Source organism: Agrobacterium sp. T29 (assembly GCF_006970545.1).
In the GTDB taxonomy this organism is placed as follows: Bacteria; Pseudomonadota; Alphaproteobacteria; order Rhizobiales; family Rhizobiaceae; genus Agrobacterium; species Agrobacterium leguminum.
In genome coordinates, this window is record NZ_CP040640.1 from 2,215,154 (window position 1) to 2,241,326 (window position 26,173).

Sequence of the window (26,173 nt, forward strand, 5' to 3'; positions counted from 1 at the left end):
ACCCGGCGGGCTACGGCGCCTTTTCCACGCCACCAAACATCACCCGCGCCCTCAGCCCACGCCCCTCCGCGCCATCCTCCAGCGTCAGCCGCCCGCCGAATAGCCCGGCGATCTCTTCGATGATGGCGAGGCCGAGGCCGGCGCCGGGGGCGGCATTGGCTTCGCCGCGGGCAAAGCGCTGGCGCACCATGGCGCGTTTTTCCGGGGGGATGCCGGGGCCGTTATCCTCCACTTCCAGCCAGACGGCGTCCGTCTCCTTGCCGACGCGGACGGTGACTTCCGCGCCACGACCGGCATAGTTGATGGCATTGGAAACGAGATTGCCGATCAGTTCGCCGATCAGGAGCGGCTCGGCGGCAATGGCGACCTCCCCCTCGCCTTCGAAACCGAGGTCGATGCCGGCTTCGGCCGCACGCGGCACGAAATCGGCCGTCACATTCTGCGCAACGGCCACGAGATCGATTGCGGAAAAATCATGCTTTTCACTCGAACCGGCGGCATCGATGTTGGCCATGCGCAGCAGCTGGGCGAGGATATGTTCGGCATGGGCCACGGACGCCCCGCCCTTCAGCGCCGCCGCCTGCGCTTCCTCAAGGCTCGCGGCGCGGGCGGAAAGCGCAAGCTGGGTGCTGATGATGGCAAGCGGTGTGCGCAGCTGGTGGCTGGCATTGCCGGTGAAATGGCGGAGCGCATCGAGCGCCGATTGCAGCCGCACCATGAAGGAATTGACGGTCTCCACCAGGTTTTCCACCTCCACCGGCACGGATTGGCGGATGGGGTGCAGGTCGTTCGGGCTGCGCTCGGCAATGGCTTCGCTGAGCCGGTAAAGCGGTCTGAGCGAAATCGTCACCGCGATCCAGACGATGATCGCCGCCCCGACGATCATCAACAGCAGGCGCAGCGCAGAGCGCAGGATGATCGCCTGCGCCAGCTGGCTGCGGGCAATGGTGGTTTCGGCTACCGTTACGGAAAAAGGCACGGAATTGATGCCCGTGGAAGCGAAACGGCGGATCGCAGCGATGCGGATCGGCTCGTCGCGGAACACGGCATCGCGATAGGCGGGGGTATCGCCCTTCGGGTTCTCCACCGTCGGCAGGTTCTGGTAGCCGGTCAGGAATTGCCCGTTCGGCCCGTCGACACGGTAAAACACCCGGTCCTGCGCGGCCGATGTCAGCATTTCCAGTGCGACATAGGGAATATCGACTTCCAGCGAACCGTCCTCGGCCACCACCACCCGCTCGGCAATGGCGAGCGCGGAACCGGAAAGCACCCGGTCGGAGACGACATTGGCGGTATTGACCGCCTCGCGCCAGGTATCGGTCAGCGCAACGCAGCCGATGATGGCGGTGGAAATGAGAAGCCAGCCTAAAAGTCGCCGCCTGAGCGAATAGGCGGCCTGTCTCATTCAGCCATCTCCGGCAGCTTTTCGAGATAATAACCGATGCCGCGCGCCGTCTTCACCGTCAGCCCGTGCGGCGCGAGCCGCTTGCGCAGGCGGCTGACATATTGCTCGATGGCATTGGCGGAAATATCGTCGTCGAAGCCGGTCAGCGACTGCACGATGGCCTCCTTGGCGACGACCTTGCCGGCCCGCATGAACAGCACTTCGAGCAGCGCCACCTCGCGCGCCGGAATATCGAGCGGACGCCCATCCGCCGAAAAGGTGCGGGAATTGAGATCGAAAAGCACCTTACCGAAACTCAGCGCCGAGGAGCGCAGCCCGGCGTTGCGGCGCAGCAGCACCCGCACCCTCGCCTCGAATTCGGTGATGTCGAAAGGCTTGATCATGTAGTCGTCAGCGCCGAGATCGAGCCCCTTGACCTTTTCCTCCGGCGTGCCGCGCGCCGTCAGGATGAGCACCGCCGCCTTGTCCTGGCGCGAACGCATGGAGCGCAGCACCTCGATACCGTCCATTTCCGGCAGGTTGAGATCGAGAATGACGAGGTCGAAACTTTCCGCCGCAATCGCCGCATCGGCGGAAGCGCCATCGGACACCACATCCACGGCATAACCGCTGCCGCGCAACAGCGCCGACAGCCCCTCCGACAGCACCTGATTGTCCTCGACCAGCAAAATACGCAAATCGTCCCTCCCACAGCATTGCCGAGTTTAACCAGACCCTTAGCGCTTGTGAATGGCCAGCGCCTGCTGCATGATCTTTTCCATGCGTATCTGCCTTCTTCTCTGTCTCTGTCTTTGCATGGCCTCGCCCGCCCTTGCGCAAGTCGCCATCTTTCCGGCAGCCTCCGGCAAGGCGGATGCCGAGACGCTGGTGGTCTATTCCTCGCTGGATGAACCGCTGGCGACGCCGATGATCGAGGGTTTCCAGAAGGCCAATCCCGATATCGCCGTCCATTATGAGGATATGCTGACCGGCGAGATTTATGACCGCATCGTGAAGGAAACCGACGCCGGCAAAAAGACCGCCGATTTCGCCTTTTCCTCGGCCATGGATCTGCAGGTGAAGCTGAGCAATGACGGTTATGCCCAGCGTTCCGACCTCGCCATGAGCGCCCGCTGGCCGGCTTGGGCGAACTGGCGCAACACCGCCTATGCGCTGACCTTCGAGCCGGCGGTTTTCGTTTATCACAAGCCGAGCTTCACCACCGAAGAACCGCCAGCCAGCCGCGCCGAATTCGTCGATTATCTCGAACGCCACGCCAAGGAGGTGCATGGCCGCATCGCAACTTACGACATCGAACGCTCCGGCGTCGGTTTCCTGTTCATGTCGCGCGATCAGGAGCAGTTCGGCGATATATGGAACGTCATCAAGGCCATGGGCGCGGCGGGCGTGAAGGTCTATTCCACTTCCTCGGCCATTCTCGAGCGTGTTTCCGACGGGCGCTTCGTGCTGGGCTACAATATTCTCGGCTCCTATGCGGCCGACTGGGCCTCACGCCACCCCGATGTCGGCATCGTGCTGCCGAAAGATTATACCGTCGTCATGTCGCGCATCGGTCTGGTGCCGGAAGCCGCCGCCAACCCGGCGCTCGGCCGCCGTTATCTGGAATTTTTCATGTCCAAGGAGGGCCAGACGATCATGGCCCGGCAATTGCAGATCCCGGCCGTCAGCCCGGAAGTGGCGGGGGAAAACACCGCCAACACCATGCAGGCCATCCACGGCGCGCAATTGCGCCCCGTCCCCGTCAGCCCCGGCCTGATGGTCTATCTGGATCAGGTGAAACGCAGCCGGCTGATCGAGCGCTGGAATGAGGCGCTGCGCTCGCAATAGGGCGGATGTGCTTCAGGCCGGCGCCGCTGGCGTGTGGGCCTCAGCTCCTTCGCGCGCGAACCAGTCTTCGAGAAGGCACAGCAATTCCGGCGCAAGCGGAAGCGCGTCGATATCGCGCATATCCAGAAGCGCCGGCATCCCTTCACATATGGAAAGATGGTGGATCATGTTCGGCACCACATGGAACTCCGTCGGCGCATATGCCAGCCCGGCCAGACGCCCGGCGCTTTCAGGGGTGCATTGCAGATCCTTTTCACCCGCGATCATCAGCATGGGGCAAGGCACGGCGCGGTAGAGACCGTTGATATCCAGATCGATCAACTCACGCAGCCAGAGGGCGCTGACACGCGTGGGGCCGAGACGGATCGTGCCGCCGTCAAGCGTGCGCACATGCGCCAGCTTGCGCCGCATGTGCAAGTCGTAGGGACCGCTGAAACGGCGTCCGAGGCGCAGCAGCAAACCCAGCAGGCCAGGCACTGCGGGCAGTTCACGCTCTATCACCTCCGCCTGATGGATTAGCATCGTCTCCGCACTATCATCGAAGGGGCAAAGCTGGATGAGCGCACGCGGCGAATGGGCTACCCTCGAAGACAATTGGGCGGCAATGGCTGTGCCCTCGCTGTGACCGAGCATATACATGCGGCCGGGATTGCCAAATGGTGCAGCGGCGAGTGCCTGCCAGCATGCCTCGGCGTCGTCAACGAGGTCCTGATAGCCGGCGGAAAGAAAATCGCCGCCGCTGGCGCCGACACCGCGCTTGTCATAGCGGTAGCTCGCGACGCCGTATCCGGCAAGTGCTCTCGCGAGATTGCGATAAAGGCCAGCGCCACGTCCGCCCACATTGCCGTCACGATCGACCTTGCCGCTGCCCTGAAGAATAAGAACGATGGGAAAGGGGCCGTCGCCGACGGGCAGGCACAGGCTGCCACTGAGGATAAAGCCGGAGCGCGCCACGCTCCAATCTTTCTCGGTGAATGACAATCAAACCCACCTTCTCTTCGAGTCCGCCTGATCCCACACGCCACAGTAGACGCCCAACAGAAATTAATAGAGAGTAAATGCGCAAGGACTTGCGTAGCGTCAGTTAGATGACAGCTTTTTGTGATGCTCTGCAATCCTTCTTCATTCCGTGGAGGCGGAAGAAGATGCGGGAGGAAATCTGGGACGATCGCCAAGGCCCCGCGCTGTTATTTCAGCGCCGGACAGATGCGCCCTCAAAGCCCCCCGCATAAACGAAAAACGACGCCCAAAAGGGCATCCTGAGGAGGGTTTTCTAAGTGAAACATTTTCTTATCGGCACATTTCTGGCGGGCGTGATCGCTCTTCCGGCGGTTGCAGCGGATTACACCATCATCGCGCCGGCCAATCCCGGCGGCGGCTGGGACCAGACCGCGCGTTCCCTGCAGACCGTGCTGCAGGAAGAAGGCATTTCCAAGAGCGTTCAGGTGCAGAACGTACCGGGCGCTGGCGGCACCATCGGTCTTGCACAATTCGCCAGCCAGCAGAAGGGCAACCCGAACGCCCTCATCGTCGGCGGTTACGTGATGGTCGGCGCGATCCTCACCAACAACGCGCCCGTCACGCTTAAGGAAGTAACGCCGATCGCCCGTCTGACCGGCGAATATGAAGCCATCGTCGTTCCGGCATCCTCGCCGCTGAAGACCATCGGCGACCTCGTCGACCAGCTCAAGAAGGATCCGGGCAGCGTTTCCTGGGGCGGCGGCTCCGCCGGCGGCACCGACCATATCGCCGTTGGCCTGATTGCCAAGGCGGCCGGCGTCGACCCGACCAAGATCAACTACATCGCTTATTCCGGCGGTGGCGAAGCGCTCGCCTCGATCCTCGGTTCGCAGGTGACGGCCGGTATTTCGAGCTACGGCGAATTCGAAAGCCAGGTAAAGGCCGGCACGCTGCGCCTGCTCGCGGTTTCCAGCGAAGAGAAGCTGGAAGGCGTCGATGCGCCGACGCTGAAGGAAAGCGGCCTTGATGTCGTCGTCCAGAACTGGCGCATGGTCGCCGCTCCTCCCGGCCTGACGCCGGAGCAGGAAAAGGCCGTCAATGCCGACATCGAAAAGCTGGTGAAGTCCGCCAAGTGGCAGGAAACCCTGAAGACCAAGAGCTGGATGGACACCTATCTCGCCGGTGACGAATTCAAGGCGCAGCTCGCCAAGGATACCGACGCCACCGCCGCCATCCTCAAAGACATCGGACTGGTAAAATGAGCCAGGGTTCCAACCCTTCGCAGCATCAAAAGCGCCGCCCTGACTGGGCGGCGCTGGCGATCGCCATCTTCCTCGTCATCATCGCCTGCGTGATCTTCTGGGATAGCGCCCGTCTCGCCAGCGTCACCGGTTATTCGCCGGTCGGCCCGGCGACGGTGCCCTATGCCATCGGCTTCTGTCTTGTCGGCCTGGCGCTGTGGACGGCCGTTGAGGCCTGGCGCGGCGATTTTCCCGAACGCGACAAACAGGAAATCGCCCCGGTTATCTGGGTCGTCGCCGGCCTTGCCGCACAGATGTTGCTGCTCAACGTCGCGGGTTTTTCCATTGCCACCGGCCTGCTTTTCGCCTTTACGGCGCGCGCCTTCGGCAAACGCAAGCTCTGGTATTCGATCCCCATCGGCATCGCCCTGAGCTTCTTCATCTGGTTCATCTTCGCGCGGCTGCTGCAGCTTTCGCTGCCCGCCGGGCCTCTGGAACGGCTGTTGTTCTAACAGCCATTCCGACCACAATTCGAGATCACAGGAACAATTGGCGCGCGATGACGCAAAAGCCAGCCGTTCCGCCCGCCAATCGGGTCCACTTGGGGGACATCTGTCCATGAGTACCTTTGAATTCCTGCTGCACGGTCTTGAGGTTGCCGCCCAACCCATGAACCTGCTCTATGCGCTGATCGGCGTCACGCTCGGCACCGCCGTCGGCGTTCTGCCCGGCATCGGCCCGGCGCTGACCGTGGCGCTGCTTCTACCCGTTACCTATAGGCTCGATCCCGCCGGTTCGCTCATCATGTTCGCCGGCATCTATTATGGCGGCATGTATGGCGGCTCGACCACCTCGATCCTGCTCAACACGCCGGGCGAAAGCGCCTCGATCGTGACCGCGCTCGAAGGCAACAAGATGGCCCGCAAGGGTAGAGGCGGTCCGGCGCTGGCCACCGCCGCCATCGGCTCCTTCGTCGCCGGCCTCATCGCCACCATCGCTCTCGCCTTCATCGCGCCCTATATCGTCAAGCTGGCGCTGGTCTTCGGCCCGCGTGAATATTTTGCGCTGATGGTGCTCGCCTTCGTCACCGTTTCCTCCGCTTTCGGGGATTCGGCGCTGCGCGGCCTCACCTCGCTGTTCATCGGCTTTGCGCTTGCCATCGTCGGCATCGACCAGCTGACCGGCCAGACCCGCATGAGCTTCGGCATTCCCGACCTGCTCGACGGCGTCGAAGTAACGACGCTTGCGGTCGCCATGTTCGCCATCGGCGAAACGCTGTTCATCGTCGCCCAGGGCAGCACCGGCCCAGACAAGGTCGAAGCCGTGAAAGGCTCCGTCTGGATGAGCGCGCAGGACTGGGCACGTTCCTGGAAAGCCTGGCTGCGCGGCACGCTGATCGGCTTCCCCATCGGCGCCATGCCGGCGGGCGGCGCTGAAATCGGCACCTTCCTGTCCTACGCCACCGAAAAGAAGCTGACCAAATATCCGGAAGAATTCGGCCATGGCGCCATCGAAGGTGTGGCCGGTCCGGAAGCCGCCAACAATGCGTCCGCCGCCGGTACGCTGGTTCCGCTCTTGACGCTCGGCCTGCCGACGACGGCGACCGCCGCCATCATGCTCGCCGGCTTCCAGCAATATGGCCTTCAGCCGGGCCCGCTGCTATTCGCCACCAATCCGCAGCTGGTCTGGGGCCTGATCGCCAGCCTGTTCATCGCCAACCTGATGCTGCTGGTTCTGAACCTGCCGCTCGTCGGCCTGTGGGTGAAGCTGCTGACCATTCCGAAGCCCTGGCTTTATGCGGGCATCCTGCTGTTTGCGACGCTCGGCACCATTGGCGCCAACCCGTCGGTCTTCGAACTCGGCATGCTGCTCGCCTTCGGTATCCTTGGCTATATCATGCGCATCTTCGGTTATCCGATTGCGCCTGCGGTCGTCGGCCTCATCCTCGGTCCGCTCGCCGAGCAGCAGCTGCGCCGCGCGCTCGCCATCGGCCAGGGCGATCCGACGGTGCTGTTCACCTCGCCGATCGCCGTTGGTCTCTTCATCGTGGCAGCCGCCGCCTTCATCATCCCGCTCATCATGCGTATCCGCGGCCGTGGCGAGGTGCTGACGCAGCTTGCCGCCAACGAGGACTGAGAAACCAAGAGCCTCCCAAGGCAACTGGCCCCGTATCTCCGGATACGGGGCCTTTTTTATTCACGCCAACGGGATGTGTGATGCACGCACGCCCATGATAGAATTGCGCCAACCGCAGGAGAAAGACATGCGCACGATTGCGATCATGATGGTTCTGGCGCTTGCCGGCTGCACCACCGCCCCCGATGTCGAGCCCATTCCCGGCAGCATCACCTATGGCGGACAGCCGCGCACCAAACTCACCAAATCCCCCATCGGCAGCACGCTCAGCAATGAATTCGTGATGGGCGACGGGCGGCTGGCGATCGAAACCTACCGCGTGCAACCGGATCGGTCGCTGAAACTGGAGAGGCGTGAAATCGTCGGCGACTGGCCGCCGGATTGATGGAAACCTGCTTGCCTGTTGCTGCTATTGAGACCCCGTCATGCCGGACTTGATCCGGCATCCAGCCAGCCCAAGTCCTTGGGCTGAAAGAACCCTCATCGCCGCGCAGACGCGCGTCGGCTGGATGCCGGATCAAGTCCGGCATGACGGATGTCGTGGCTAGGCTGCGTCCTACGTCCGGCGATCACAACGAGTCTTGCTACGCGCGGCTCCCCCTTTCCCGCTCACCGCAATTCAGAACCGTTCTAAAACATAATTTTGATTTCCGCCGACCTTGCCAATAAAGCTGATCGCCAACATCAAGTTAACCCGGTGGGATCGCTTCCGCCGGCTCGGAACATAGTGCAAGGGACATATCAGTGGCCATCAACTTCACCTTCCCCCTTCGGCTGCTGGCGGCAGCGGCCTTCAGCCTCGGCGCGATGACGGCAAGTGCCGAAGAAATGACGATCAAGCACGCGCAGGGCGAAACCGTGCTGAAGGCGGCGCCGAAGAAGGTTCTGGTTCTCGATATTCCCTCGCTCGACAATCTCGATGCGCTCGGCGTCGAGCCCGCCGGTGTCGTCGGCTCCAACCTGCCCACCTATCTGCAGAAATATGCCGATGGCAAATATCTGAAGGTCGGCACGCTGTTTGAGCCCGATTATGAGGCGATCAATGCGGCCGAGGCCGATCTCGTCATCGTCGGCGGCCGTTCGCGGGCGAAATATCCAGACGTTGCGAAGATCACGCCCGCCATCGACATGTCGGTGGATTCCAAGGAATTCATCGGTAGCGTCAAAGCCAACATCACCAAGCTCGGCGATATCTTCGGCAAGCAGGAAGAAGCCAAGAAGCTCGATGCCGCCATCGATGAAAAAGTCGCCAAGCTGAAGGAAATCGCACCCAATTCCGGCACGGCGATGATCCTCGTCACCAATGCCGGCAAGGTCGGCGTTTATGGCCCGAGTTCGCGCACCGGCTGGCTGCACACCGAAATCGGCTTCAAGCCGGTTGCAGCCGACATCGACGACCGTTTCGACCGCGGCGATGTCGTCTCCTTCGAATATCTGGCCGAGGTCAATCCCGAATGGCTGTTCGTGATCGACCGCGATGCCGGCATCGGCCGCGCCACCGACCCCGGCAAGGCGGCCGCGCAGGTGCTGGATAACGAGCTGGTGCACCAGACCAATGCCTGGAAGAAAAAGCAGATCGTTTATCTCGATCCGCAGGCGGCCTATATCGTCAGCAGCGGTTATACGGCGCTCTCCACCCTGCTCGATCAGGTCTACAAGGCCGTCTCCGAGAAGAAATAACCCCTGCCGAACAACATCAGGGCTCCCGATGGCTTGAGGCTACCGGGAGCTTTCGCCTTTTCCGGAAACCGCCAACGTGAAGTCCCTTTCACTGATATCAGCCCTTCTTCTGGCTCTGGTGCTCGCCATCACCAGCCTGTTCGTCGGCGTCAGCAATGTCTCGCTCGCCACGCTCTTTTCGCCTGATACCAGCGCGGACGCGCTGCGCGTGCTGCTCGTCAGCCGCATTCCGCGCACGCTGGCGCTGATACTGGCCGGAAGCTCGATGGCGATTGCCGGGCTCATCATGCAGATGCTGGTGCGCAACCGCTTCGTGGAGCCTTCGACGGCGGGCACCACCGAATCCGCCGGCCTCGGTCTTCTCACCGTCACCCTGCTGGCGCCGGATACGCCGATCTTCGGCAAGATGCTGGTGGCCGCCGTCTTCGCGCTCGCCGGCACCGCGCTGTTCCTGCGTATCCTCAGGCAAGTGCCGCTGCGCGACGTGCTGCTGGTGCCGCTGATCGGCATCATGCTGGGCGGCGTCATCTCCGCCGTCACCACCTTCTTCGCTTATCGTTTCGATCTCCTGCAATCGCTGGGCGCATGGATGACGGGGGATTTTTCCGGCGTGCTGCGCGGCCGTTATGAATTGCTCTGGATCGGCTTCCTTTTCGCCATCGCCGCCTATCTCGCCGCCGACCGCTTCACCGTGGCCGGCATGGGCCGCGATTTCACCACCAATCTCGGTCTGAACTATCGCCGGGTCATGGCGCTCGGCCTCACCATCGTCTCGCTGGTCAGCGCAGTCGTCGTCGTCACCGTCGGCATGATCCCCTTTCTCGGGCTGATCGTGCCGAATGTCGTCAGCCTGATGATCGGCGACAATATGCGCCGCTCCGTGCCCTGGGTGGCGACGCTCGGCGCGGTCTTCGTGCTTTCCTGCGACATCATCGGCCGGACCGTGCGCGCGCCTTACGAGATACCCATCGGAACCGTGGTCGGTGTCATTGGCAGCGCGCTGTTCCTCTATCTCCTGCTGCGGAAACGCCACCATGCGTGAGAGACATCCCGACCGGCGTGCAAAAACCGTTCTGCTCGTGCTTGCGGCATTCGCACTCATCTCCATGGCTGCCTTCATGACGCTGGGCGCCAAGGGCAGCTGGAGCTTCGTGCTGCCGTTTCGCGGCATCAAGCTTCTGTCGCTGCTGCTGGTGGCCTATGCCATCGCGGTCTCCACCGTGCTGTTCCAGACGGTCACCAACAACCGCATCCTCACCCCTTCGGTGATGGGTTTCGATTCGCTTTATGTGCTGATGCAGACCGGGCTGATCTTCGTCTTCGGCTCGGCAACCGTCGTCATGATCGATCCGCAACTGAAGTTTCTCGCTGAAACCAGCCTGCTCGTCGCCTTTTCCGCCCTGCTCTATCGCTGGCTTTTCGTCGGCGCGGAACGCAGCCTGCATCTTCTGGTGCTGGTCGGCATCGTTTTCGGCGTCTTCTTCCGCAGCCTCTCGGGCTTCATGCAACGCGTGCTGGACCCCAATGAATATACGGTGCTGCAGGATGTGCTGTTCGCCAGCTTCAATTCCATCGATCCGACGCTTCTTGCCGTCTCCGCCATCATCATCGGCGTGGTGACCATCATCGGGCTCAGGCTCATGCACACGCTCGACGTCCTCTCGCTCGGCCGCGCGACGGCCATCAGCCTCGGGGTTGAATATAAGCGCACGGTCACCATCATCCTGGTGCTGGTCTCGGTGCTGGTCGCCGTCTCAACGGCGCTGGTCGGCCCGGTCATGTTCTTCGGCCTGCTGGTCGCAGCCCTTGCCCATTATCTCACCGGCAACGGCAAACACGCCTATGTGCTGCCGGCGGCGATCCTCATTGCCGTGATCTGCCTCGTTGGCGGCCAGGTGGTGCTGGAGCGGGTTTTCGCCTTCGATACGGCGCTCTCGATCATCATCGAATTTCTCGGCGGCATCGTCTTTATCGGTCTTATTTTGAAGCGGGGTGCGCGATGATCATCGCCAGTCAGATCAGCAAATCCTATGGCGACAGCCTCGTCGTCGATGGCGTCTCCGTCTCCATTCCGGCAGGCGGCGTCACCTCCATCATCGGGCCGAATGGTGCGGGAAAATCGACGCTGCTCTCCATCGTCGCAAGGCTGATGTCGATGGATGCCGGAACGGTGACCGTCGACGGTCTGGATGTCACGAAAACCCCTTCCGATACGCTGGCCAAGCGGCTCTCCATATTGCGGCAGGACAACCACATCTCCTCACGCCTGACAGTGCGCGACCTCGTCGGTTTCGGCCGTTACCCCTATTCCAAGGGCCGCCCCACCATCGAGGACAAGGTCCATATCGACCGGGCGCTGGAATATCTGCACCTCGAAACCCTTGCCGGCCGGTTTCTGGACGAGCTTTCCGGAGGCCAGCGCCAGCGCGCCTTCGTGGCCATGGTGCTGTGCCAGGATACCGATTACGTGCTGCTCGACGAGCCGCTCAACAATCTCGACATGAAACACGCCTCCGGCATGATGAAGATCCTGCGCCGCGCCGCCGACGAGCTGAAGAAGACCGTGGTTCTGGTGCTGCACGACATCAACTTCGCCTCCTGGTATTCCGACACCATCATCGCCATGCGCGAAGGCCGCATCTGCCATCAGGGGCCGGCGGAAGAGATCATCCGTCCGGACGTCCTCAAGGACATCTATGACATGCCGATCCGCGTCAATGAGATAGACGGCCGGCGCATCTGCCTGTTTTACGAATGACATGATGATTGTGCAGGATTTTTACTGTCCCGGTGCTTAGCATGGAACAGGGCCACAGGCCCGGACGTTAAACGACGGACTTTTCCAAAGCGGCATTCCGTCCGCAACTTCAGGAGACATCGATGAAGACGCACAAGACGAAGAACGACCTGCCTTCCAACGCCAAGTCGACCGTGATCGGCATTCTGAACGAATCGCTGGCCTCGGTGATCGACCTTGCACTCATCACCAAGCAGGCGCACTGGAACCTCAAGGGCCCGCAATTCATCGCCGTGCATGAACTTCTCGACACTTTCCGCACCCAACTCGACAATCATGGCGACACCATCGCAGAGCGCGTTGTTCAGCTTGGCGGCACGGCACTCGGCAGCTTGCAAGCCGTCTCGTCCACGACGAAGCTCAAGGCCTATCCGACCGATATCTACAAGATCCACGACCATCTCGACGAACTGATCGAGCGTTATGGCGAAGTCGCGAACATGATCCGCAAGGCTATCGACGATTCCGACGAGGCCGGCGACCCGACGACGGCGGATATCTTCACCGCCGCCTCGCGCGATCTCGACAAGTCGCTGTGGTTCCTCGAAGCGCATGTGCAGGAAAAGAGCTGAGCGGGAAACGGCTCTCGCCTCTCCCAACAGCAAAGCGCCCGAGATACCCGGGCGCTTTTTTTTAACGGAATGGCGCAATCAATGCCGACGTAAGACCGCAAGCCCTATGTCGCGCAACATTTCATGGTCGAGAATGCCGCGCTGGGCGCTTCGGATCAAAACCGCTGCGCACTCATTGGCAACATGGCTGCTGCGATCTTGAAGGCACTCGAAACATACGCCATCGAAAATATTCTGTAGATCGGTGATCTGCTCTGGCGACAATTGTGCGCCAACTCTTTCAAAAGCTGCGTACGACAAGGCTCATCCTCCCGATGATGATATGCCAAGTATCGTTCCCAATATCGTTTCGATTTTTTCGTGGACAGGAAATTTGTACACCCGAACGAATCACTTGTCGAATCAGATTTTAACCAAATGTAAATAGGTTATTTTCTGGCCTTCCCGCCGGCTGCCACCCCCGTGACAGGGAGATAAAACCCAGCTGAAACAATATCTTCAGCGGAAATTCCCTGCGCTTCAGCCCGTGATGGCCGCCAGATTTCAGATAAATCCGCACACAGGCGGATTTCCACCGAAACCGCAAAAGAAACTGTTGCATTCCAAAAACGATTGAGCGATATAGCACCCGTCGCCGCTTCGGCGGCCCACGGTTCAGCGAACTACCCCGGACCGGTGGATTTGAGCGGGTGTAGCTCAGGGGTAGAGCACAACCTTGCCAAGGTTGGGGTCGAGGGTTCAAATCCCTTCGCCCGCTCCAAATTTCCAGAACAGGCAGATAAATCTTCACTGCACCCGATGTGAAACGCGACGTTTCCATGGGCTGTGACGCGCATCGCCGCGCGAAATGCGCGAGGACTTCCCACGCACGGGCAAACCGGGAAGAGCGTTCCCTCCCCGGCTCTCATTGTCAGGCAGCCTTGTCCCAGACGGGTGCAAGCCCTTCCGGCGAAACGATGCGGCCATCCGGTCTCGCAAGCGCGCGGATCGCCGCCATTTCATCGGCGGAAAGCTCGAAATCGAAGATGGCAAGATTTTCATCGACGCGGGCTTCGCTGACCGTTTTCGACAGTGCGATGACACCCTGCTGCTGCACGAGCCAGCGCAGCACCACCTGCGCCACCGACTTGCCACGGCCTGCGGCGATTTCCTTCAGCACCGGATCGGTAAACACCTTGCCATCGGCCATGCCGTAATAACCCGTCACCGACATGCCGGCGGCCTTTGCCGCGGCGATAACCACGTCCTGATCGATATAGGGGTGGTATTCGATCTGATTGGTCACGATCGGGGCCTTGGACAGCTTCACCGCCTCGGCCATCAGCGCCGTGCTGAAATTGGAAACGCCGATATGGCGAACCTTGCCCGCTTCCTTCACCGCGTTCAGTGCACCGATCTGTTCGGCAAGCGAAACCGCCTCGTTCGGCCAATGCAGCAGCAGCAGGTCGACATAATCGGTCTTCAGCTTTTTCAGGCTCTCATCCACGGAGGCGAGGAAGGCATCGTGCCTGTAGTTTTCGACCCAGACCTTGGTGGTGAGAAACACGTCGCCCCGTGCCACACCCGAAGCAGCGATAGCTTCCCCGACTTCGGCCTCATTGCCGTAGATCTGGGCGGTATCGATATGGCGGAAACCGGCTTTCAGCGCATGGGGAACGATGCGCAGCACATCGGCACCGGGAATACGAAACGTGCCGAAACCCAGCGCCGGGATCGACGCGCCATTTGCGGTGACATCAAACATATATTTTCTCCTTTGAAGTGGCCCGGCCGACTTGGGAGCGGCCGGGAATTTTATGGAAAGTTCAGGCGGTTTTCAGGGTCAGCGCGGCGCGGCGGTCGAGCGTGCTGCTCCAGAGGGTCAAGAGCAGAGCCACGGCGACGAGGATGGCGCCGACCCACGGGGTTGCGGCAAGACCCATCGGCGTTTCCACCACCAGACCGCCAAGCCATGCGCCGATGGCGATGCCGAGGTTGAAGGCGGCGATGTTGAGCGCCGAGGCGACATCGACAGCGCCGGGGCGATGTTCCTTGGCAAGCTGCACCACATAAAGCTGCAGGCCGGGAACATTGGCGAAGGACAGGAAGCCGAGCGCGGCAAGCGTGATGAGCGTCAGCACCGGCGAGAAGGCGGTGAAGGAAAAGACGAGCAGCACGATGGCCTGCGCCAGGAAGAGGCCGATCAGCGCCCTGGCCGGGTTATGGTTGGCGATCCTGCCGCCGCCGATATTGCCGGCTGCAATGGCGATGCCATAAAGCACGAGGATCAGGCTGACGCTCTTTTCCGAAAAGCCGGTGACATCCTGCAGGATCGGCGCAAGGAAGGTGAAGGCGACGAAGGTGCCGCCGTAGCCGAGCGCGGTCATGGCGAAAACGATGAGCAGGCGACCGGAGCCGAGAACACGGACCTGATCGAAGAGGCTCGCCGGCGGCGCCTTCTTGAGCGTGTTCGGCAGAAGCGTGGCAATGCCGAAGAAGGCGATGACGCCAAGGGCGGCAACGACCCAGAAGGTCGCACGCCAGCCGAAGACCTGCCCGATATAGGTGCCGAGCGGAACGCCGGTGACGATGGCAACCGTCAGCCCCATGAACATCATGGCAATGGCCGAAGCGCGACGATTTTCCGGCACGAGATCGGCGGCGATGGTGGAGCCGACCGAGAAGAAGACGCCATGGGCGAAAGCGGCGATGACGCGGGCGACAAGCAGCATCTCATAGCTCGGCGACAGGGCCGCAGCGCTGTTGCCGATGACGAACAGGGCCATCAGGCCGAGCAGCAGTGGCTTTCTTTCGATCCTGCCGGTCAGCGCCGTCAGGATCGGCGCACCGAAGGTGACGCCCAGCGCATAAACGCTGACGATGAGGCCGGCAAGCGGCAGGGTAATGTGAAGATCGGTCGCGACCGTCGGCAGAAGGCCGACAATCACGAACTCCGTGGTGCCGATCGCATAGGCCGCGATCGTCAGGGCAAATATAGCCAATGGCATGACGAATACCTCTTCGCCCGGAGCGGGATCGCGGGCGTTCTGGACAGCGATGCCGTCCGGTTGGATCATTTGGACAGCGATGCTGTCCGGTTGGATCAAATCTATGGACGCAATATGGGCGAAGGGGACTTGCATGATAATCGGCAAGGTCGGATAAATACCTTTGAATTGATTTCACAGGCGGTGCGGCGATGGACAACAGGGCCGGAGAAATGGAAGTCTTCGTAGCGGCGGCCGAACTCGGCAGTTTTTCCGCCGCCGGGCGCAGGCTGAAGCTTTCACCCTCGGCGGTGAGCAAGCTTGTCACACGCATCGAAGACCGCCTCGGCACCCGGCTGCTTGCCCGCTCCACCCGGCTTGTCACGCTCACACCGGAGGGCGAAGTCTATCTTGCGCGGGCAAGGCGCATTCTCGCCGACATAGCCGAGACCGAGCAGATCGTGGCGAGCGGCGGCAAGGTGGTGCCGCGCGGCCTTTTGCGCGTCAACGCCACGCTGGGCTTCGGCGAACGTTATCTCCTGCCGCTTGCACCGGAATTTTTGTCGCTTTATCCGGAAATCGAGCTGGATATCTCGCTGACCGACGGCGTCATCAGCCTGATCGAGGAACGCACCGATATCGCCATCCGCTCGGGCGCGATGGGAGATTCATCCCTGAAGGCGAGAAAGCTGAAGGAAGTCCGTCGCGTCATCGTCGCCTCCCCCGCCTATATCGAACGACACGGCATGCCGGAAAAACCGCAGGATCTGGCGCGGCACAATTGCTTCAGCTTCAATTTCAGCCGCAGCCTCAATGAATGGGCGTTTCGCAACCCCGGTTCTACCGAAGTTTACCGACTGCCCGTAACGGGCAATGTCTCGATCAACAGCGGCATGGCCATGCGAAGGCTCTGCCTGACGGGCCTGGGGCTGGGAAGAGTCGGCGAATTTCATATCGAGCCGGATATAGAGGCGGGCCTGCTCATGCCGGTTCTGGAAGACTATAATGCAGAGGAGATGGAAGTGATCCACGCGGTTTATGCCGGTCACGAACATCTGGCCGCCCGCGTTCGCGCCTTCATCGATTTTGTCGCAGCAAGGGTCGGGCGGTGACTGGCCGCCTCAGACCAGACCGTGCACCAGCTTGGCCAGCCAGTCGACAAAAACGCGGACCTTGTTGGTTACATGCCGGGTCTGCGGATAGACCACATAGATCGGCATGGCCTCGCGCCGCCATTCGGAAAGCACCGGCACCAGCTCGCCCCGCGAAAGCGCATCCTTCACCATGAAGACGGGAAGCTGCACGATGCCCATGCCGGCCAGCGCGGCATTGAGATAGGTGCGGCTGTCATTGACCGAGACGACATAATTCGGGGTCAGCTCGACGCTGCGCACGCCATTGTCGAAGGAGGCCGGCATGATCTGGCCGGTGGTGGCATTGAGGTAGCCCACCGAATAATGCTCCTTCTCCAGATCCTCCGGTTCTTGCGGCATGCCGAAATTCTCGATGTAGGACGGCGAGGCGAATGTCTCGAACCGCAGTTCGCCGACTTTACGGGCAATCAGCGACTGATCGCGCAGCACGCCGACCCGCAGCGCACAGTCGACATTCTCCGCGATATAATCGACCAGACGGTCGCCGACACCGAGATCGAGACGGATTTGCGGATAACGCTGGTAAAATTCGCAAAGATGTGGGATAACCACCAGGTCCGCGAAGACACCGGCCATTTCCACCCGCAACCGGCCGGAGGGCTGCACCTGCGCGCTGGACATGCTACCGTCAAGTTCTTCGATTTCCGACAAAATCTGTGAGGCCCGCTCATAATAGAGAGCGCCGTCCGTTGTCAGCATCACCCGGCGCGTGGTGCGGTTGAGAAGTGTGGTGTGCAAATGCGCCTCCAGCGCCTGCACCATATTGGTAACAGTGGTTTTCGGCATGTTCAGCGCGGTGGCGGCGCGGCTGAAATTGCCGGTTTCCACGACCCGCGTAAAAACCCGCATGGCGGAGAGCTGATCCATTCACTGCCTCGGAGATATGATTATCCGTTATTTCGGAATAGTGTTTTCAAATTTGCATGCTTGATCGTTTCGATCCGAACAATAATATGGATTTCAGATTTTGCAATATGATCCGCTTATTGGTGGCGGCGCAAAGGATCTGGGTTCATGAACGCGCATTGGGAAAATATGGGTAGCGAGACGTCCGCGTCGAAGCTCTCCGTGCGCCGTTATGAAGGTTCCTGCCTCTGCAGCCATCCGCCTGTCGTGCTTTATCTGCGCGGCGGATCGTTTCTGGAACCCGGCCTTGAGCCGGGCGGCAATTGCCCGGAGCTTCCGGTGGCCCGCGCGCTTGCGGAAAGCGGCGCAGTGGTCGTGGAAGCCGACTACAGCAAGCCGTCCGGCAACGAGTTTCCGATGGTCATCGACTGCGCCTATGAGGCGCTCGATCATCTGAGCCGGGACCGCAAGCATTATGGCGGCGCGAAATCGCTGCTGTTCGTGGCCGGCGAAGAGGCTGGCGGCAATGTGGCGGCGGGGCTTGCCTTGAAGGCCCGCGACCGCATGCCGGGCAAACTCGCAGGCCAGATTCTTCTGTCGCCCATGATCGACCCGATGATGACGACGGAATCCTTCCGCGATGCGGACAGGATCGGCATGCGTCAGCGCTGGGCCGATGGCTGGAGCCATTACCTTGCCAAGGCGTGCGGGTTTTTCCACCCCTATGCCGCGCCCTGCCAGTGCACACGGCTGAACCGGGTGGCGCCGGCGCTGATCTTTACCGCCGAGGATGATCCTCTGCGCGACGAAACGGTCAATTATGGAGACCGCCTCATCGCCTCGGGTGTCAGCGTTAGGCAGCATGTTTTCCCCGCCGGCGTCGGCTGGACGGGGCTTTATAAAGGAGAGGGCGGCGGATGGGTTTCCTCCGTCTGTTCGGAGTTCAAGACTTTCGTTGACCAGTTAAAACACTGAAAATTCGCATTTATTTATGAACGACCTGCTCCCGATCGGGGGGCCAAGGAGATACCCATGACGCTGAACACAAAGCGCCGGGCCCTGACGGGTGCCGGCATCGGACTTGCCATGTCCGTTGCAGCAGCAGCACTGTTTTTCGACCTCCCCACCAGCCGCGATGCAACGGCAGCCTCCACGCCTGCCGAAACACCGGCAATCCCGGTTACCGTCGCCAAGGTGGAAAGCCGCGACGTGATGCGCTGGGAAGAGTTTTCCGGCCGTCTCGAAGCCGTTGACCGGGTGCAGATCCGATCCCGCGTCGCCGGCCAGATCAAGGCCGTGCATTTCCGCGAAGGCGCGCTGGTGAAGGAAGGCGATCCTCTCTTCACCATCGATCCGGCCCCTTATCAGGCCGCCGTTGCGGGTGCTGAAGGCCAGGTTGCTTCCGCCGAAGCCAAGGTCAGCCTTGCCAAAACGGAACTCGACCGCGGCCGCAGGCTTTCCGACAATCGCACCATCTCCCAGAGCGATCTCGACCAGCGTCAAAGCTCGTTTGCGGATGCCGAAGCCCAGCTTCGCGCCGCCCGCGCAGCGCTGACCACGGCTCAGCTCGATCTCGGTTATACCGAAATCCTCGCCCCGGTTTCCGGCCGCGTCGGCCGCATCGAAATCACCGCCGGCAACCTCGTCGCCGCCGGCTCGACCTCGCCGGCGCTCACGACACTGGTATCTATCAACCCGATCTATGCCAGCTTCAACGCCAGCGAAGGCGTCGTGGCCAAGGCGCTTGCCGAACTGCCGCAGACGGACGGCGCCCTGCCCGCCCTCGAACAGATCCCGGTGGAAATCGGCACGCTTTCGGATGAGGGCACGCCGATCAAGGGCACGCTGCACCTGATCGACAACCAGGTGGATTCGGCAAGCGGCACCATCGGTGTCCGCGCCGTCTTCGAAAATCCGGACGGCAGGCTCATTCCGGGCCAGTTCGTGCGGGTACGCATGGGTGAACCGAAGCCGGAGAACCGCATCGTCATCAGCGACCGGGCCATCGGCACGGATCAGGACAAGCGTTTCGTCTTCGTGGTCGATGCCGAAAACAAGGTGAGCTATCGCCAGATCAAGCCGGGCGCACCGGCCGATGGCCAGCGCATCATCGAAAGCGGCCTCGCCGCCGGTGATACGATCGTCGTCAACGGTCTGCAGCGCATTCGCCCCGGCGCGACCATCGCACCGCAGGCGGAAGACAAGGTTGCTGCTTCGCAGTAACCCGCCTCTTTGATCAGCAAGCGTCCCGCGCTTTCGCGAGACGCCCCTTCAGACAGAACCGGCCTTCACCGGCGGCAGGATTGCCGCCGGAACGGCCTTCGCATTCCCAAAGACCCGGAGAGGGACTGGATATGAATATTTCCAGATTTTTTGTCGACAGGCCGGTATTCGCCGGCGTTCTGTCGATCCTGATTGTGGTGGCAGGCCTACTCGGCATGCGCGCCCTGCCGATTTCGGAATATCCCGAAGTCGTTCCGCCATCCGTCGTCGTGCGCGCCACCTATCCCGGCGCGAACCCGACCGTTATCGCCGAAACCGTCGCGACACCGCTGGAAGAACAGATCAACGGCGTCGAGGACATGCTCTATATGGGAAGCCAGGCGACGTCCGATGGCGTGCTGACGCTGACCGTCACCTTCAAGCTCGGCACCGACCCAGACAAGGCGCAGCAGCTGGTGCAGAACCGCGTGTCGCAGGCCGAACCGCGCCTGCCGGCGGAAGTCCGCGCACTTGGCATCACCACCGTCAAGAGCTCGCCCGACTTCATCATGGTCGTCAACCTCGTCTCGAAGACCGACGCCTATGACATCACCTATCTGCGCAACTATGCGACGCTGAACGTCAAGGATCGGCTTGCCCGCATCGAAGGTGTCGGCCAGGTGCAGGTCTTCGGCGCAGGCGACTATTCCATGCGCGTCTGGCTCGACCCGCAGAAGGTGGCCGAGCACGATCTGGCAGCCAGCGACGTCTCCGACGCCATCCGCCAGCAGAACGTGCAGGCCGCAGCCGGCGTCATCGGCGCTTCGCCGAGCCCGAACGGTGTCGACCTGCAGCTCAACGTCAATGCCCAGGGCCGTCTGACCACGCCGGAGGAATTCGGCAACATCATCGTCAAGAGCGGCGCCAATGGTGAAATCACCCGCCTGCGTGACGTCGCCCGCATCGAACTCGGTGCGGCCGATTACACGCTGCGCTCGCTGCTCGACGGCGAACCCGCCGTGGCTGTCGCCGTGTTGCAGGCTCCCGGCTCCAACGCCATCGAAATCGCCGACAATGTCCGCGCCACGATGGATAATCTGCAGCTGGCAATGCCTGACGGTGTGAAATACGAGATCGTCTACGACACGACGAAATTCGTGCGCTCGTCCATCGAAAAGGTTGTCGATACACTCCTTGAGGCCGTTGGCCTCGTGGTGCTTGTCGTCATCCTCTTCCTGCAGACCTGGCGCGCCTCGATCATTCCGCTAATCGCCGTTCCGGTCTCGATCATCGGCACCTTCGCCGTCATGTATGCCTTCGGGTTTTCCATCAACGCGTTGACGCTGTTCGGTCTCGTGCTCGCCATCGGCATCGTGGTGGATGACGCCATCGTTGTCGTCGAAAACGTCGAGCGAAACATCGAAAACGGGCTCTCGCCGCGTGACGCCACCTATAAGGCCATGCGCGAAGTCTCCGGCCCGATCATCGCGATTGCGCTGGTTCTGGTCGCCGTCTTCGTGCCGCTTGCCTTCATCTCCGGCCTGTCCGGCCAGTTCTACCGGCAGTTCGCACTGACCATCGCCATCTCCACCGTCATTTCGGCGATCAACTCGCTGACGCTGTCGCCCGCTCTGGCAGCCCTGCTGCTGAAGGAGCACGGCGCACCGAAAGACTGGCTGACCCGCTTCATGGACAAGATCCTCGGCTGGTTCTTCCGCGGCTTCAACCGCGCCTTCGGTGCCGCCTCCAACGGCTACGGCAAGACCGTGGGCGGGCTGGTGACGCGCAAGAGCCTTGTCATGATGGTCTATATGGCGCTGGTGGCCGCCACCTACGGCATGTTCACCACCGTCCCGAGCGGCTTCGTTCCGGCGCAGGACAAGCAGTACCTGATCGGCTTCGCCCAGCTTCCGGACGGCGCAACGCTCGACCGCACCGAAAGCGTCATCAAGCGGATGAGTGACATCGCGCTCGAAACACCCGGCGTCAGCCACGCCATCGCCTTCCCCGGCCTGTCGATCAACGGCTTCACCATCGGCTCTAATTCCGGCATCGTCTTTGCGGTTCTCGATGACTTCGAAAAGCGCAAGACACCGGAACTGTCCGGCGGCGCCATCGCCATGCAGCTGAACCAGAAATATGCGGGCATTCAGGATGCCTTCATCGCCATGTTCCCGCCGCCGCCGGTCAACGGTCTCGGCCAGACGGGCGGCTTCAAGCTGCAGATCGAAGACCGCGCCGGCTACGGCTACCAGACGCTGGATGAAGCGACGAAGGCAGTGATCGGCAAGGCCTATCAGACGCCGGAGCTGGCGGGTATCTTCTCCAGCTACCAGATCAACGTGCCGCAGCTCTTCGCCGATCTCGACCGCGCCAAGGCGGAACAGCTGGGTGTCTCCGTCAGCGACGTCTTCCAGACGCTGCAAATCTATCTCGGCTCGCTCTATGTCAACGACTTCAATGCTTTCGGACGGACATACAGCGTGCGGGTTCAGGCGGATTCCCAGTTCCGCGCGCATGCCGAAGATATCGGCCGCCTGAAGGTTCGCTCCGCATCGGGTCAGATGATCCCACTGTCGACGCTCTTGAAGGTAAATGCGACGACGGGGCCGGAGCGCACCAACCGTTATAACGGCTTCCTTGCGGCCGATATCAACGGCGGTCCGGCGCCGGGCTTCTCCTCGGGACAGGCACAGGCGGCGATTGAAAAAATCCTTGCCGAAACCCTGCCCGCAGGCGTCGACTACGAATGGACGGACCTGACCTACCAGCAGATTCTGGCCGGCAATTCCAGCATCGTGGTCTTCCCCTTGGCGCTGCTGCTCGTCTATCTCGTGCTCGCCGCGCAATATGAAAGCCTCACCTTGCCGATTGCGATCATCCTGATCGTCCCGCTCGGTGTGCTTGCGGCCCTCACGGGTGTCTGGCTGACGGGAGGGGATAACAACATCTTTACGCAGATCGGCCTTGTCGTCCTTGTCGGTCTCTCGGCGAAAAACGCGATCCTGATCGTGGAATTCGCCCGGGAGCTGGAATTCGAAGGACGAACGCCGCTTCAGGCGGCCATCGAGGCAAGCCGGCTTCGCCTGCGCCCGATCCTGATGACCTCGCTCGCCTTCATCATGGGCGTGGTGCCGCTGGTCGTCTCCACCGGTGCAGGTGCGGAAATGCGTGCGGCCATGGGTGTCGCGGTGTTCTCCGGCATGATCGGCGTAACGTTCTTCGGCATCTTCATGACACCGGTCTTCTACGTGCTGGTGCGCAGGCTGGCGGGCAATCGTCCGCTCATCCAGCACAAGCAGGAAGAACCGGCCAATTCGGACTACAAGCTCGAAAAGGCCGGCTGAGACCGCACTCCCATCCACCGCCACCTTCAAAGCAAGCCCGCCGCGCATCCCCCGATGCGCGGCGTTTTTTATGACACAAAACGTTCATGCGGGTTTTCTGAAATAGAATCAGTTTCAAATACTTACAAGGCAACACTAGATAATTTACGCCGCATCGGAGGCGTCAGAAATGCAATATATCCAGCCATATTGATGAACATCAAAAGAAACAATTCTATTTTATGCTTTGTATTTTGTGGTATTTTTAAAGAACAGGGTGATTCGGACTAAATGATTTAGTTCAGGGGCGACATGATGGAGCAGGACTACGAAAACTGGGCAACGACCGTTGCCTATTCGATAGTGATGCATGAGGGTCTCGATCTCGCGCTTGCCGCGCAAAATCTCGACAGAGGCAAGACCAGAAATAATCGCGAGCGGCTGATGGAAGCCATTCGCACGTCGTTGCTTGAAGCGCGCTCGCGCAGCCACATGACGGTGGCGCAACGGGTTTAATCCGGCCTTTTGGCGCCTTTATGAGGCACACCATGACGCGACCGGATCAGGCCGGCAGCAGGTCGGTCCGCACCGCCGCCTTCAGCGGCAGATGATCCGAGGCGATGCGCGCCAGTGCGCTGTCATGCGCCTCCACCTGCTCGATCAGTCCTTCACGATTGGCGATGATCCTGTCGAGCGCCAGCACCGGCAGGTTGGACGGAAAACTCGGCACGGCCGGCGGCAAAGCGCCAAAAGCATCCCGGAACGTATTGAGCGACGACCCGTTGCCGAGACGCCATTCGTTCAGGTCTCCCATGAGGATGGTCGCGCATTCGTTGCGCGCTTCGAGAAGGCTGATCAACGCTTTCGCCTGCTGGGCGCGGGAATGTCTGAGAAGCCCGAAATGGGCGGCGATGACCCGCAGCGTGCCGCCCCGCTTTAGATCCAGCTCCACGACGAGCGCGCCGCGCGGCTCCAGCCCCGGCAATTTCAGCGTATGCACATCCCTGACCGCGCCTTCCTTGAACAGCACGACATTGCCGTGCCAGCCATGCGCCTTCACGCCGGCCTGCACGGGCACGGGAATGAGGCCGCTTTCCCGCTCCAGCCGCGCGAGATCGAGCAGACCGGTACGCTCGCCGAAACGGCTGTCCGCTTCCTGAAGGGCGATGATGTCAGCGCCGATTTCCTGAATGACGCGGCTGGTGCGATCGGGATCGAACTTGCGGTCGCGGCCGACACATTTATGCACATTGTAGGAGGCGATGACGGGGAAGGAATGATCTTTCGTCGCTGGCGCCGCATTCTGGCGCTGGCGGCGGTCGCGCAGCGACTGCATGACGAAGGCGGACAGGCTGGTGTTTTTCGTCAAAGCCGTTTTTTCATCATCCAGCAAACCGTTCTTTTTCACGCGTCGATGCCTCCGGTCTCGCGCAGCACCCTGCCGGGCGCACCGCACTCTAAAGATAAGGCGAAGCGAGCCACAGGACACGCTCCACAAAACGGACAACGAATGGCCGCGCATTCAGTTCGCTGAGCCGCACGGGCAAGGCGGTTGCCCGTGCATCCCGGATGCGCTCGCCGATTGTCGCGGCGAATTCCTCATCCATAACTTCGAGATCGATCTCAAAGTTCAACCGCAGCGAACGCGGATCGAGATTGGAAGAGCCAATGTAGCTCCAGCGCCCGTCGATCACCAGAAGCTTGGAGTGATTGAAAGCCCCCGTCGCCCGCCAGATGCGGCAGTAATTCCTCAACATCTGGTCGAACTGCGCCGTCATCGCCCTGTCCACAAGCACCAGATTGTTGCTTTTCGGCACGATGATATCGACAACAACTCCCCGCCTTGCTGCGGTTATGAGCGCCGAAATAAGCTCCCGATCGGGGAGAAAATAGGGCGACATGATGAGAATGGAGGAACGGGCGACGGAAAACGCACCCATCAGCATCTTGTGACTGGTCTCGATGCTTTTATCCGGTCCCGAGGAGGAAACGCGCGCCACGATCTGCGAACCCGGCACACCATCGGGAATGGCGATATCCCAGACGGGCGTGTCCAGCAGTTCCTTCGTCGTGAAACGCCAGTCCTCCGCCGCGATGGAGAAAAAATCCGATACGACCGGCCCGGTGATCTTGAAATGCGTGTCGTGCGACTGGCTTTCGCCGCCGAATTCCTGGGTGAACCCCTCGCGGATATTCATGCCGCCACTGAACGCGATGCGCCCGTCCACCACGAGGATCTTGCGGTGGGTGCGCAGATTGGCATAGGGCAGCCGCAGCCCCATGATGACATTGCCGTTGAAGACATCGCAGACGATGCCCTTTTCCCTGAGCGTCGGCAGGATGCTCGGCACCGAGTAACGCGCACCCACCGCATCCACCAGCACCCGCACCTCCACGCCGCGGAACTTCGCCCTTTCGAGCGCCGCGACAAAGCGGGCGCCGATCCGGTCATTGTCGAAAATATATGTTTCGAGAATGATCGACCGCTTCGCCTCGTCGATGGCCCCCAGCATGGCGGCATAGGCGGCATCCCCCGTCACCAGCGGCTCGATGCCGTTGCCTGTCGTCAGCGCATGGCGCGTCACCCGGTCGCCCAGCGTCTTCATCGCCTCGAACCGGCGTCCGAAGCGCGCAGCGATCATGTCGCCGCTCGCATCCAGACGCGCCACGCGATCCATGATCTCGTCCTGCATGAAGGACCGCTGCTGGGTGATATTGGACCGGCGAATGCGGTTGATGCCGGCAATGGCATAGATGACCGCGCCGACGATGGGCGACAGCACGATGACGCCGACCCAACCGAGCGCGGAGCGGACCTCCTCCTTCGTCATCGTGGCATGCACGGCGGCCACGGTTCCCATCAAAATCGAGAGAACGGCAAGGATATGCGGCCAATAGGCAATGACGAGATCGAGCATGGTACAACTATAGAGTACTTCGGCAATCTCGCAATGACAGGCAGGCAGCGCTGGCAGAGACAAAGAACCTGACCGCGCCATGCTTTTGCGGGACAGACCCTTGCGGGATTAACGGTGGAAACCGGCCTTGCGATATGTCATGA

General features: G+C 61.2%; 24 protein-coding genes and 1 tRNA gene. 16 read left to right on the top strand and 9 right to left on the bottom strand.

Translation table 11 applies throughout. The features are described 5' to 3' along the window. Window positions 1–10: 10 nt before the first annotated feature. Both FGF54_RS11260 and FGF54_RS11265 read right to left on the bottom strand, forming a co-directional pair. Window positions 11–1,405: a sensor histidine kinase gene (locus FGF54_RS11260; RefSeq protein WP_142779694.1), complete on the bottom strand. Its 1,395-nt coding sequence runs from the start codon at window positions 1,403–1,405 to the stop codon at window positions 11–13. Continuing rightward, complete coding sequence (locus FGF54_RS11265) at window positions 1,402–2,082, bottom strand: response regulator transcription factor (protein ID WP_003491888.1); 681 nt, start codon at window positions 2,080–2,082, stop codon at window positions 1,402–1,404. Before FGF54_RS11265 ends, FGF54_RS11260 begins: the two co-directional genes overlap by 4 nt. 52 nt (window positions 2,083–2,134) lie before the next feature. Here FGF54_RS11265 and FGF54_RS11270 point away from each other — a divergent pair, with 52 nt between their 5' ends. Then, window positions 2,135–3,232: an ABC transporter substrate-binding protein gene (locus FGF54_RS11270; protein ID WP_371733885.1), complete on the top strand. Its 1,098-nt coding sequence runs from the start codon at window positions 2,135–2,137 to the stop codon at window positions 3,230–3,232. A gap of 12 nt (window positions 3,233–3,244) precedes the next feature. On the opposite strand, the gene FGF54_RS11275 is transcribed toward FGF54_RS11270, so the two are convergent. Next, window positions 3,245–4,213 (bottom strand): alpha/beta hydrolase, encoded by a 969-nt coding sequence (locus FGF54_RS11275; protein ID WP_142779696.1) that lies wholly within the window; start codon window positions 4,211–4,213, stop codon window positions 3,245–3,247. 296 nt (window positions 4,214–4,509) lie between these two features. Here FGF54_RS11275 and FGF54_RS11280 point away from each other — a divergent pair, with 296 nt between their 5' ends. The 9 genes from FGF54_RS11280 to dps all read left to right on the top strand — a co-directional run bounded on the left by FGF54_RS11280 (window position 4,510) and on the right by dps (window position 12,618). Beyond that, window positions 4,510–5,454 (top strand): tripartite tricarboxylate transporter substrate binding protein, encoded by a 945-nt coding sequence (locus tag FGF54_RS11280; RefSeq protein WP_020809150.1) that lies wholly within the window; start codon window positions 4,510–4,512, stop codon window positions 5,452–5,454. Beyond that, entirely contained in the window at window positions 5,451–5,945 is a 495-nt protein-coding gene (locus tag FGF54_RS11285; RefSeq protein WP_142779697.1) for a tripartite tricarboxylate transporter TctB family protein, read from the top strand. Before FGF54_RS11280 ends, FGF54_RS11285 begins: the two co-directional genes overlap by 4 nt. A 106-nt stretch (window positions 5,946–6,051) precedes the next feature. Further along, window positions 6,052–7,569 (top strand): tripartite tricarboxylate transporter permease, encoded by a 1,518-nt coding sequence (locus FGF54_RS11290; protein WP_020809148.1) that lies wholly within the window; start codon window positions 6,052–6,054, stop codon window positions 7,567–7,569. Between the two features lie 127 nt (window positions 7,570–7,696). Continuing rightward, entirely contained in the window at window positions 7,697–7,954 is a 258-nt protein-coding gene (locus FGF54_RS11295) for a hypothetical protein (RefSeq protein WP_003522606.1), read from the top strand. 359 nt (window positions 7,955–8,313) lie between these two features. Further along, window positions 8,314–9,249 (top strand): siderophore ABC transporter substrate-binding protein, encoded by a 936-nt coding sequence (locus FGF54_RS11300; protein WP_142779698.1) that lies wholly within the window; start codon window positions 8,314–8,316, stop codon window positions 9,247–9,249. Window positions 9,250–9,325: 76 nt separating this feature from the next. After that, complete coding sequence (locus FGF54_RS11305) at window positions 9,326–10,291, top strand: ABC transporter permease (RefSeq protein WP_142779699.1); 966 nt, start codon at window positions 9,326–9,328, stop codon at window positions 10,289–10,291. After that, the gene (locus FGF54_RS11310; RefSeq protein WP_142779700.1) at window positions 10,284–11,252 is read left to right on the top strand and encodes an iron chelate uptake ABC transporter family permease subunit; all 969 of its coding nucleotides are present in this window, start codon (window positions 10,284–10,286) and stop codon (window positions 11,250–11,252) included. The genes FGF54_RS11305 and FGF54_RS11310 overlap by 8 nt, the downstream gene beginning before the upstream one ends. Beyond that, on the top strand, window positions 11,249–12,007 hold the full coding sequence (locus tag FGF54_RS11315) for an ABC transporter ATP-binding protein (protein WP_142779701.1): 759 nt from the start codon (window positions 11,249–11,251) through the stop codon (window positions 12,005–12,007). The genes FGF54_RS11310 and FGF54_RS11315 overlap by 4 nt, the downstream gene beginning before the upstream one ends. A gap of 122 nt (window positions 12,008–12,129) precedes the next feature. Further along, complete coding sequence (dps, locus tag FGF54_RS11320; RefSeq protein ID WP_059758872.1) at window positions 12,130–12,618, top strand: DNA starvation/stationary phase protection protein Dps; 489 nt, start codon at window positions 12,130–12,132, stop codon at window positions 12,616–12,618. Between the two features lie 78 nt (window positions 12,619–12,696). Here the strand turns inward: dps and FGF54_RS27215 are convergent, their stop codons facing one another. Next, window positions 12,697–12,918: a hypothetical protein gene (locus tag FGF54_RS27215; RefSeq protein WP_004443464.1), complete on the bottom strand. Its 222-nt coding sequence runs from the start codon at window positions 12,916–12,918 to the stop codon at window positions 12,697–12,699. Between the two features lie 385 nt (window positions 12,919–13,303). Between FGF54_RS27215 and FGF54_RS11330 the strand changes: the two genes are divergently transcribed. Then, window positions 13,304–13,378 (top strand) — tRNA-Gly (locus tag FGF54_RS11330). A 150-nt stretch (window positions 13,379–13,528) separates the two neighbouring features. Here FGF54_RS11330 and FGF54_RS11335 read toward each other — a convergent pair. Both FGF54_RS11335 and FGF54_RS11340 read right to left on the bottom strand, forming a co-directional pair. After that, window positions 13,529–14,362, bottom strand: a complete 834-nt coding sequence (locus tag FGF54_RS11335; RefSeq protein ID WP_065655562.1) for an aldo/keto reductase — start codon at window positions 14,360–14,362, stop codon at window positions 13,529–13,531. Between the two features lie 61 nt (window positions 14,363–14,423). Then, the gene (locus FGF54_RS11340) at window positions 14,424–15,605 is read right to left on the bottom strand and encodes an MFS transporter (protein ID WP_142780222.1); all 1,182 of its coding nucleotides are present in this window, start codon (window positions 15,603–15,605) and stop codon (window positions 14,424–14,426) included. Window positions 15,606–15,796: 191 nt separating this feature from the next. Between FGF54_RS11340 and FGF54_RS11345 the strand changes: the two genes are divergently transcribed. Next, window positions 15,797–16,696, top strand: coding sequence for a LysR family transcriptional regulator (locus FGF54_RS11345; RefSeq protein WP_142779702.1), 900 nt, complete (start codon window positions 15,797–15,799; stop codon window positions 16,694–16,696). Window positions 16,697–16,705: 9 nt separating this feature from the next. Here FGF54_RS11345 and FGF54_RS11350 read toward each other — a convergent pair whose 3' ends face one another. Further along, on the bottom strand, window positions 16,706–17,605 hold the full coding sequence (locus FGF54_RS11350) for a LysR family transcriptional regulator (RefSeq protein WP_003522616.1): 900 nt from the start codon (window positions 17,603–17,605) through the stop codon (window positions 16,706–16,708). Between the two features lie 147 nt (window positions 17,606–17,752). On the opposite strand from FGF54_RS11350, the gene FGF54_RS11355 reads away from it, so the two are divergent. From FGF54_RS11355 to FGF54_RS11370, 4 genes are all read left to right on the top strand, one after another. After that, window positions 17,753–18,559, top strand: a complete 807-nt coding sequence (locus FGF54_RS11355) for an alpha/beta hydrolase fold domain-containing protein (protein WP_142779703.1) — start codon at window positions 17,753–17,755, stop codon at window positions 18,557–18,559. A 57-nt stretch (window positions 18,560–18,616) separates the two neighbouring features. Continuing rightward, window positions 18,617–19,807 carry an efflux RND transporter periplasmic adaptor subunit gene (locus tag FGF54_RS11360; RefSeq protein WP_142779704.1) on the top strand — a complete coding sequence of 397 codons (1,191 nt, stop codon included), beginning with the start codon at window positions 18,617–18,619 and terminating at the stop codon, window positions 19,805–19,807. Window positions 19,808–19,938: 131 nt separating this feature from the next. Beyond that, complete coding sequence (locus FGF54_RS11365; protein WP_020809338.1) at window positions 19,939–23,133, top strand: efflux RND transporter permease subunit; 3,195 nt, start codon at window positions 19,939–19,941, stop codon at window positions 23,131–23,133. Window positions 23,134–23,424: 291 nt separating this feature from the next. Then, complete coding sequence (locus FGF54_RS11370; RefSeq protein WP_065655566.1) at window positions 23,425–23,628, top strand: hypothetical protein; 204 nt, start codon at window positions 23,425–23,427, stop codon at window positions 23,626–23,628. A 46-nt stretch (window positions 23,629–23,674) separates the two neighbouring features. Here FGF54_RS11370 and FGF54_RS11375 read toward each other — a convergent pair whose 3' ends face one another. Further along, a complete protein-coding gene (locus FGF54_RS11375) occupies window positions 23,675–24,520 on the bottom strand; it encodes an endonuclease/exonuclease/phosphatase family protein (RefSeq protein ID WP_078051654.1) in 846 nt (281 codons plus the stop codon). Window positions 24,521–24,569: 49 nt separating this feature from the next. After that, entirely contained in the window at window positions 24,570–26,030 is a 1,461-nt protein-coding gene (locus FGF54_RS11380; RefSeq protein WP_142779705.1) for a phosphatidylserine/phosphatidylglycerophosphate/cardiolipin synthase family protein, read from the bottom strand. Window positions 26,031–26,173: the final 143 nt, after the last annotated feature.

Coding starts and splice junctions, on each gene's coding strand:
- FGF54_RS11260 (WP_142779694.1), bottom strand. CDS start 1,405: ATGAGACAGGCCGCCTATTCGCTCAGGCGGCGACTTTTAGGCTGGCTT.
- FGF54_RS11270 (WP_371733885.1), top strand. CDS start 2,135: ATGGCCAGCGCCTGCTGCATGATCTTTTCCATGCGTATCTGCCTTCTT.
- FGF54_RS11285 (WP_142779697.1), top strand. CDS start 5,451: ATGAGCCAGGGTTCCAACCCTTCGCAGCATCAAAAGCGCCGCCCTGAC.
- FGF54_RS11290 (WP_020809148.1), top strand. CDS start 6,052: ATGAGTACCTTTGAATTCCTGCTGCACGGTCTTGAGGTTGCCGCCCAA.
- FGF54_RS11295 (WP_003522606.1), top strand. CDS start 7,697: ATGCGCACGATTGCGATCATGATGGTTCTGGCGCTTGCCGGCTGCACC.
- FGF54_RS11310 (WP_142779700.1), top strand. CDS start 10,284: ATGCGTGAGAGACATCCCGACCGGCGTGCAAAAACCGTTCTGCTCGTG.
- FGF54_RS11315 (WP_142779701.1), top strand. CDS start 11,249: ATGATCATCGCCAGTCAGATCAGCAAATCCTATGGCGACAGCCTCGTC.
- dps (WP_059758872.1), top strand. CDS start 12,130: ATGAAGACGCACAAGACGAAGAACGACCTGCCTTCCAACGCCAAGTCG.
- FGF54_RS11335 (WP_065655562.1), bottom strand. CDS start 14,362: ATGTTTGATGTCACCGCAAATGGCGCGTCGATCCCGGCGCTGGGTTTC.
- FGF54_RS11340 (WP_142780222.1), bottom strand. CDS start 15,605: ATGCCATTGGCTATATTTGCCCTGACGATCGCGGCCTATGCGATCGGC.
- FGF54_RS11345 (WP_142779702.1), top strand. CDS start 15,797: ATGGACAACAGGGCCGGAGAAATGGAAGTCTTCGTAGCGGCGGCCGAA.
- FGF54_RS11350 (WP_003522616.1), bottom strand. CDS start 17,605: ATGGATCAGCTCTCCGCCATGCGGGTTTTTACGCGGGTCGTGGAAACC.
- FGF54_RS11355 (WP_142779703.1), top strand. CDS start 17,753: ATGAACGCGCATTGGGAAAATATGGGTAGCGAGACGTCCGCGTCGAAG.
- FGF54_RS11360 (WP_142779704.1), top strand. CDS start 18,617: ATGACGCTGAACACAAAGCGCCGGGCCCTGACGGGTGCCGGCATCGGA.
- FGF54_RS11365 (WP_020809338.1), top strand. CDS start 19,939: ATGAATATTTCCAGATTTTTTGTCGACAGGCCGGTATTCGCCGGCGTT.
- FGF54_RS11370 (WP_065655566.1), top strand. CDS start 23,425: ATGATGGAGCAGGACTACGAAAACTGGGCAACGACCGTTGCCTATTCG.
- FGF54_RS11380 (WP_142779705.1), bottom strand. CDS start 26,030: ATGCTCGATCTCGTCATTGCCTATTGGCCGCATATCCTTGCCGTTCTC.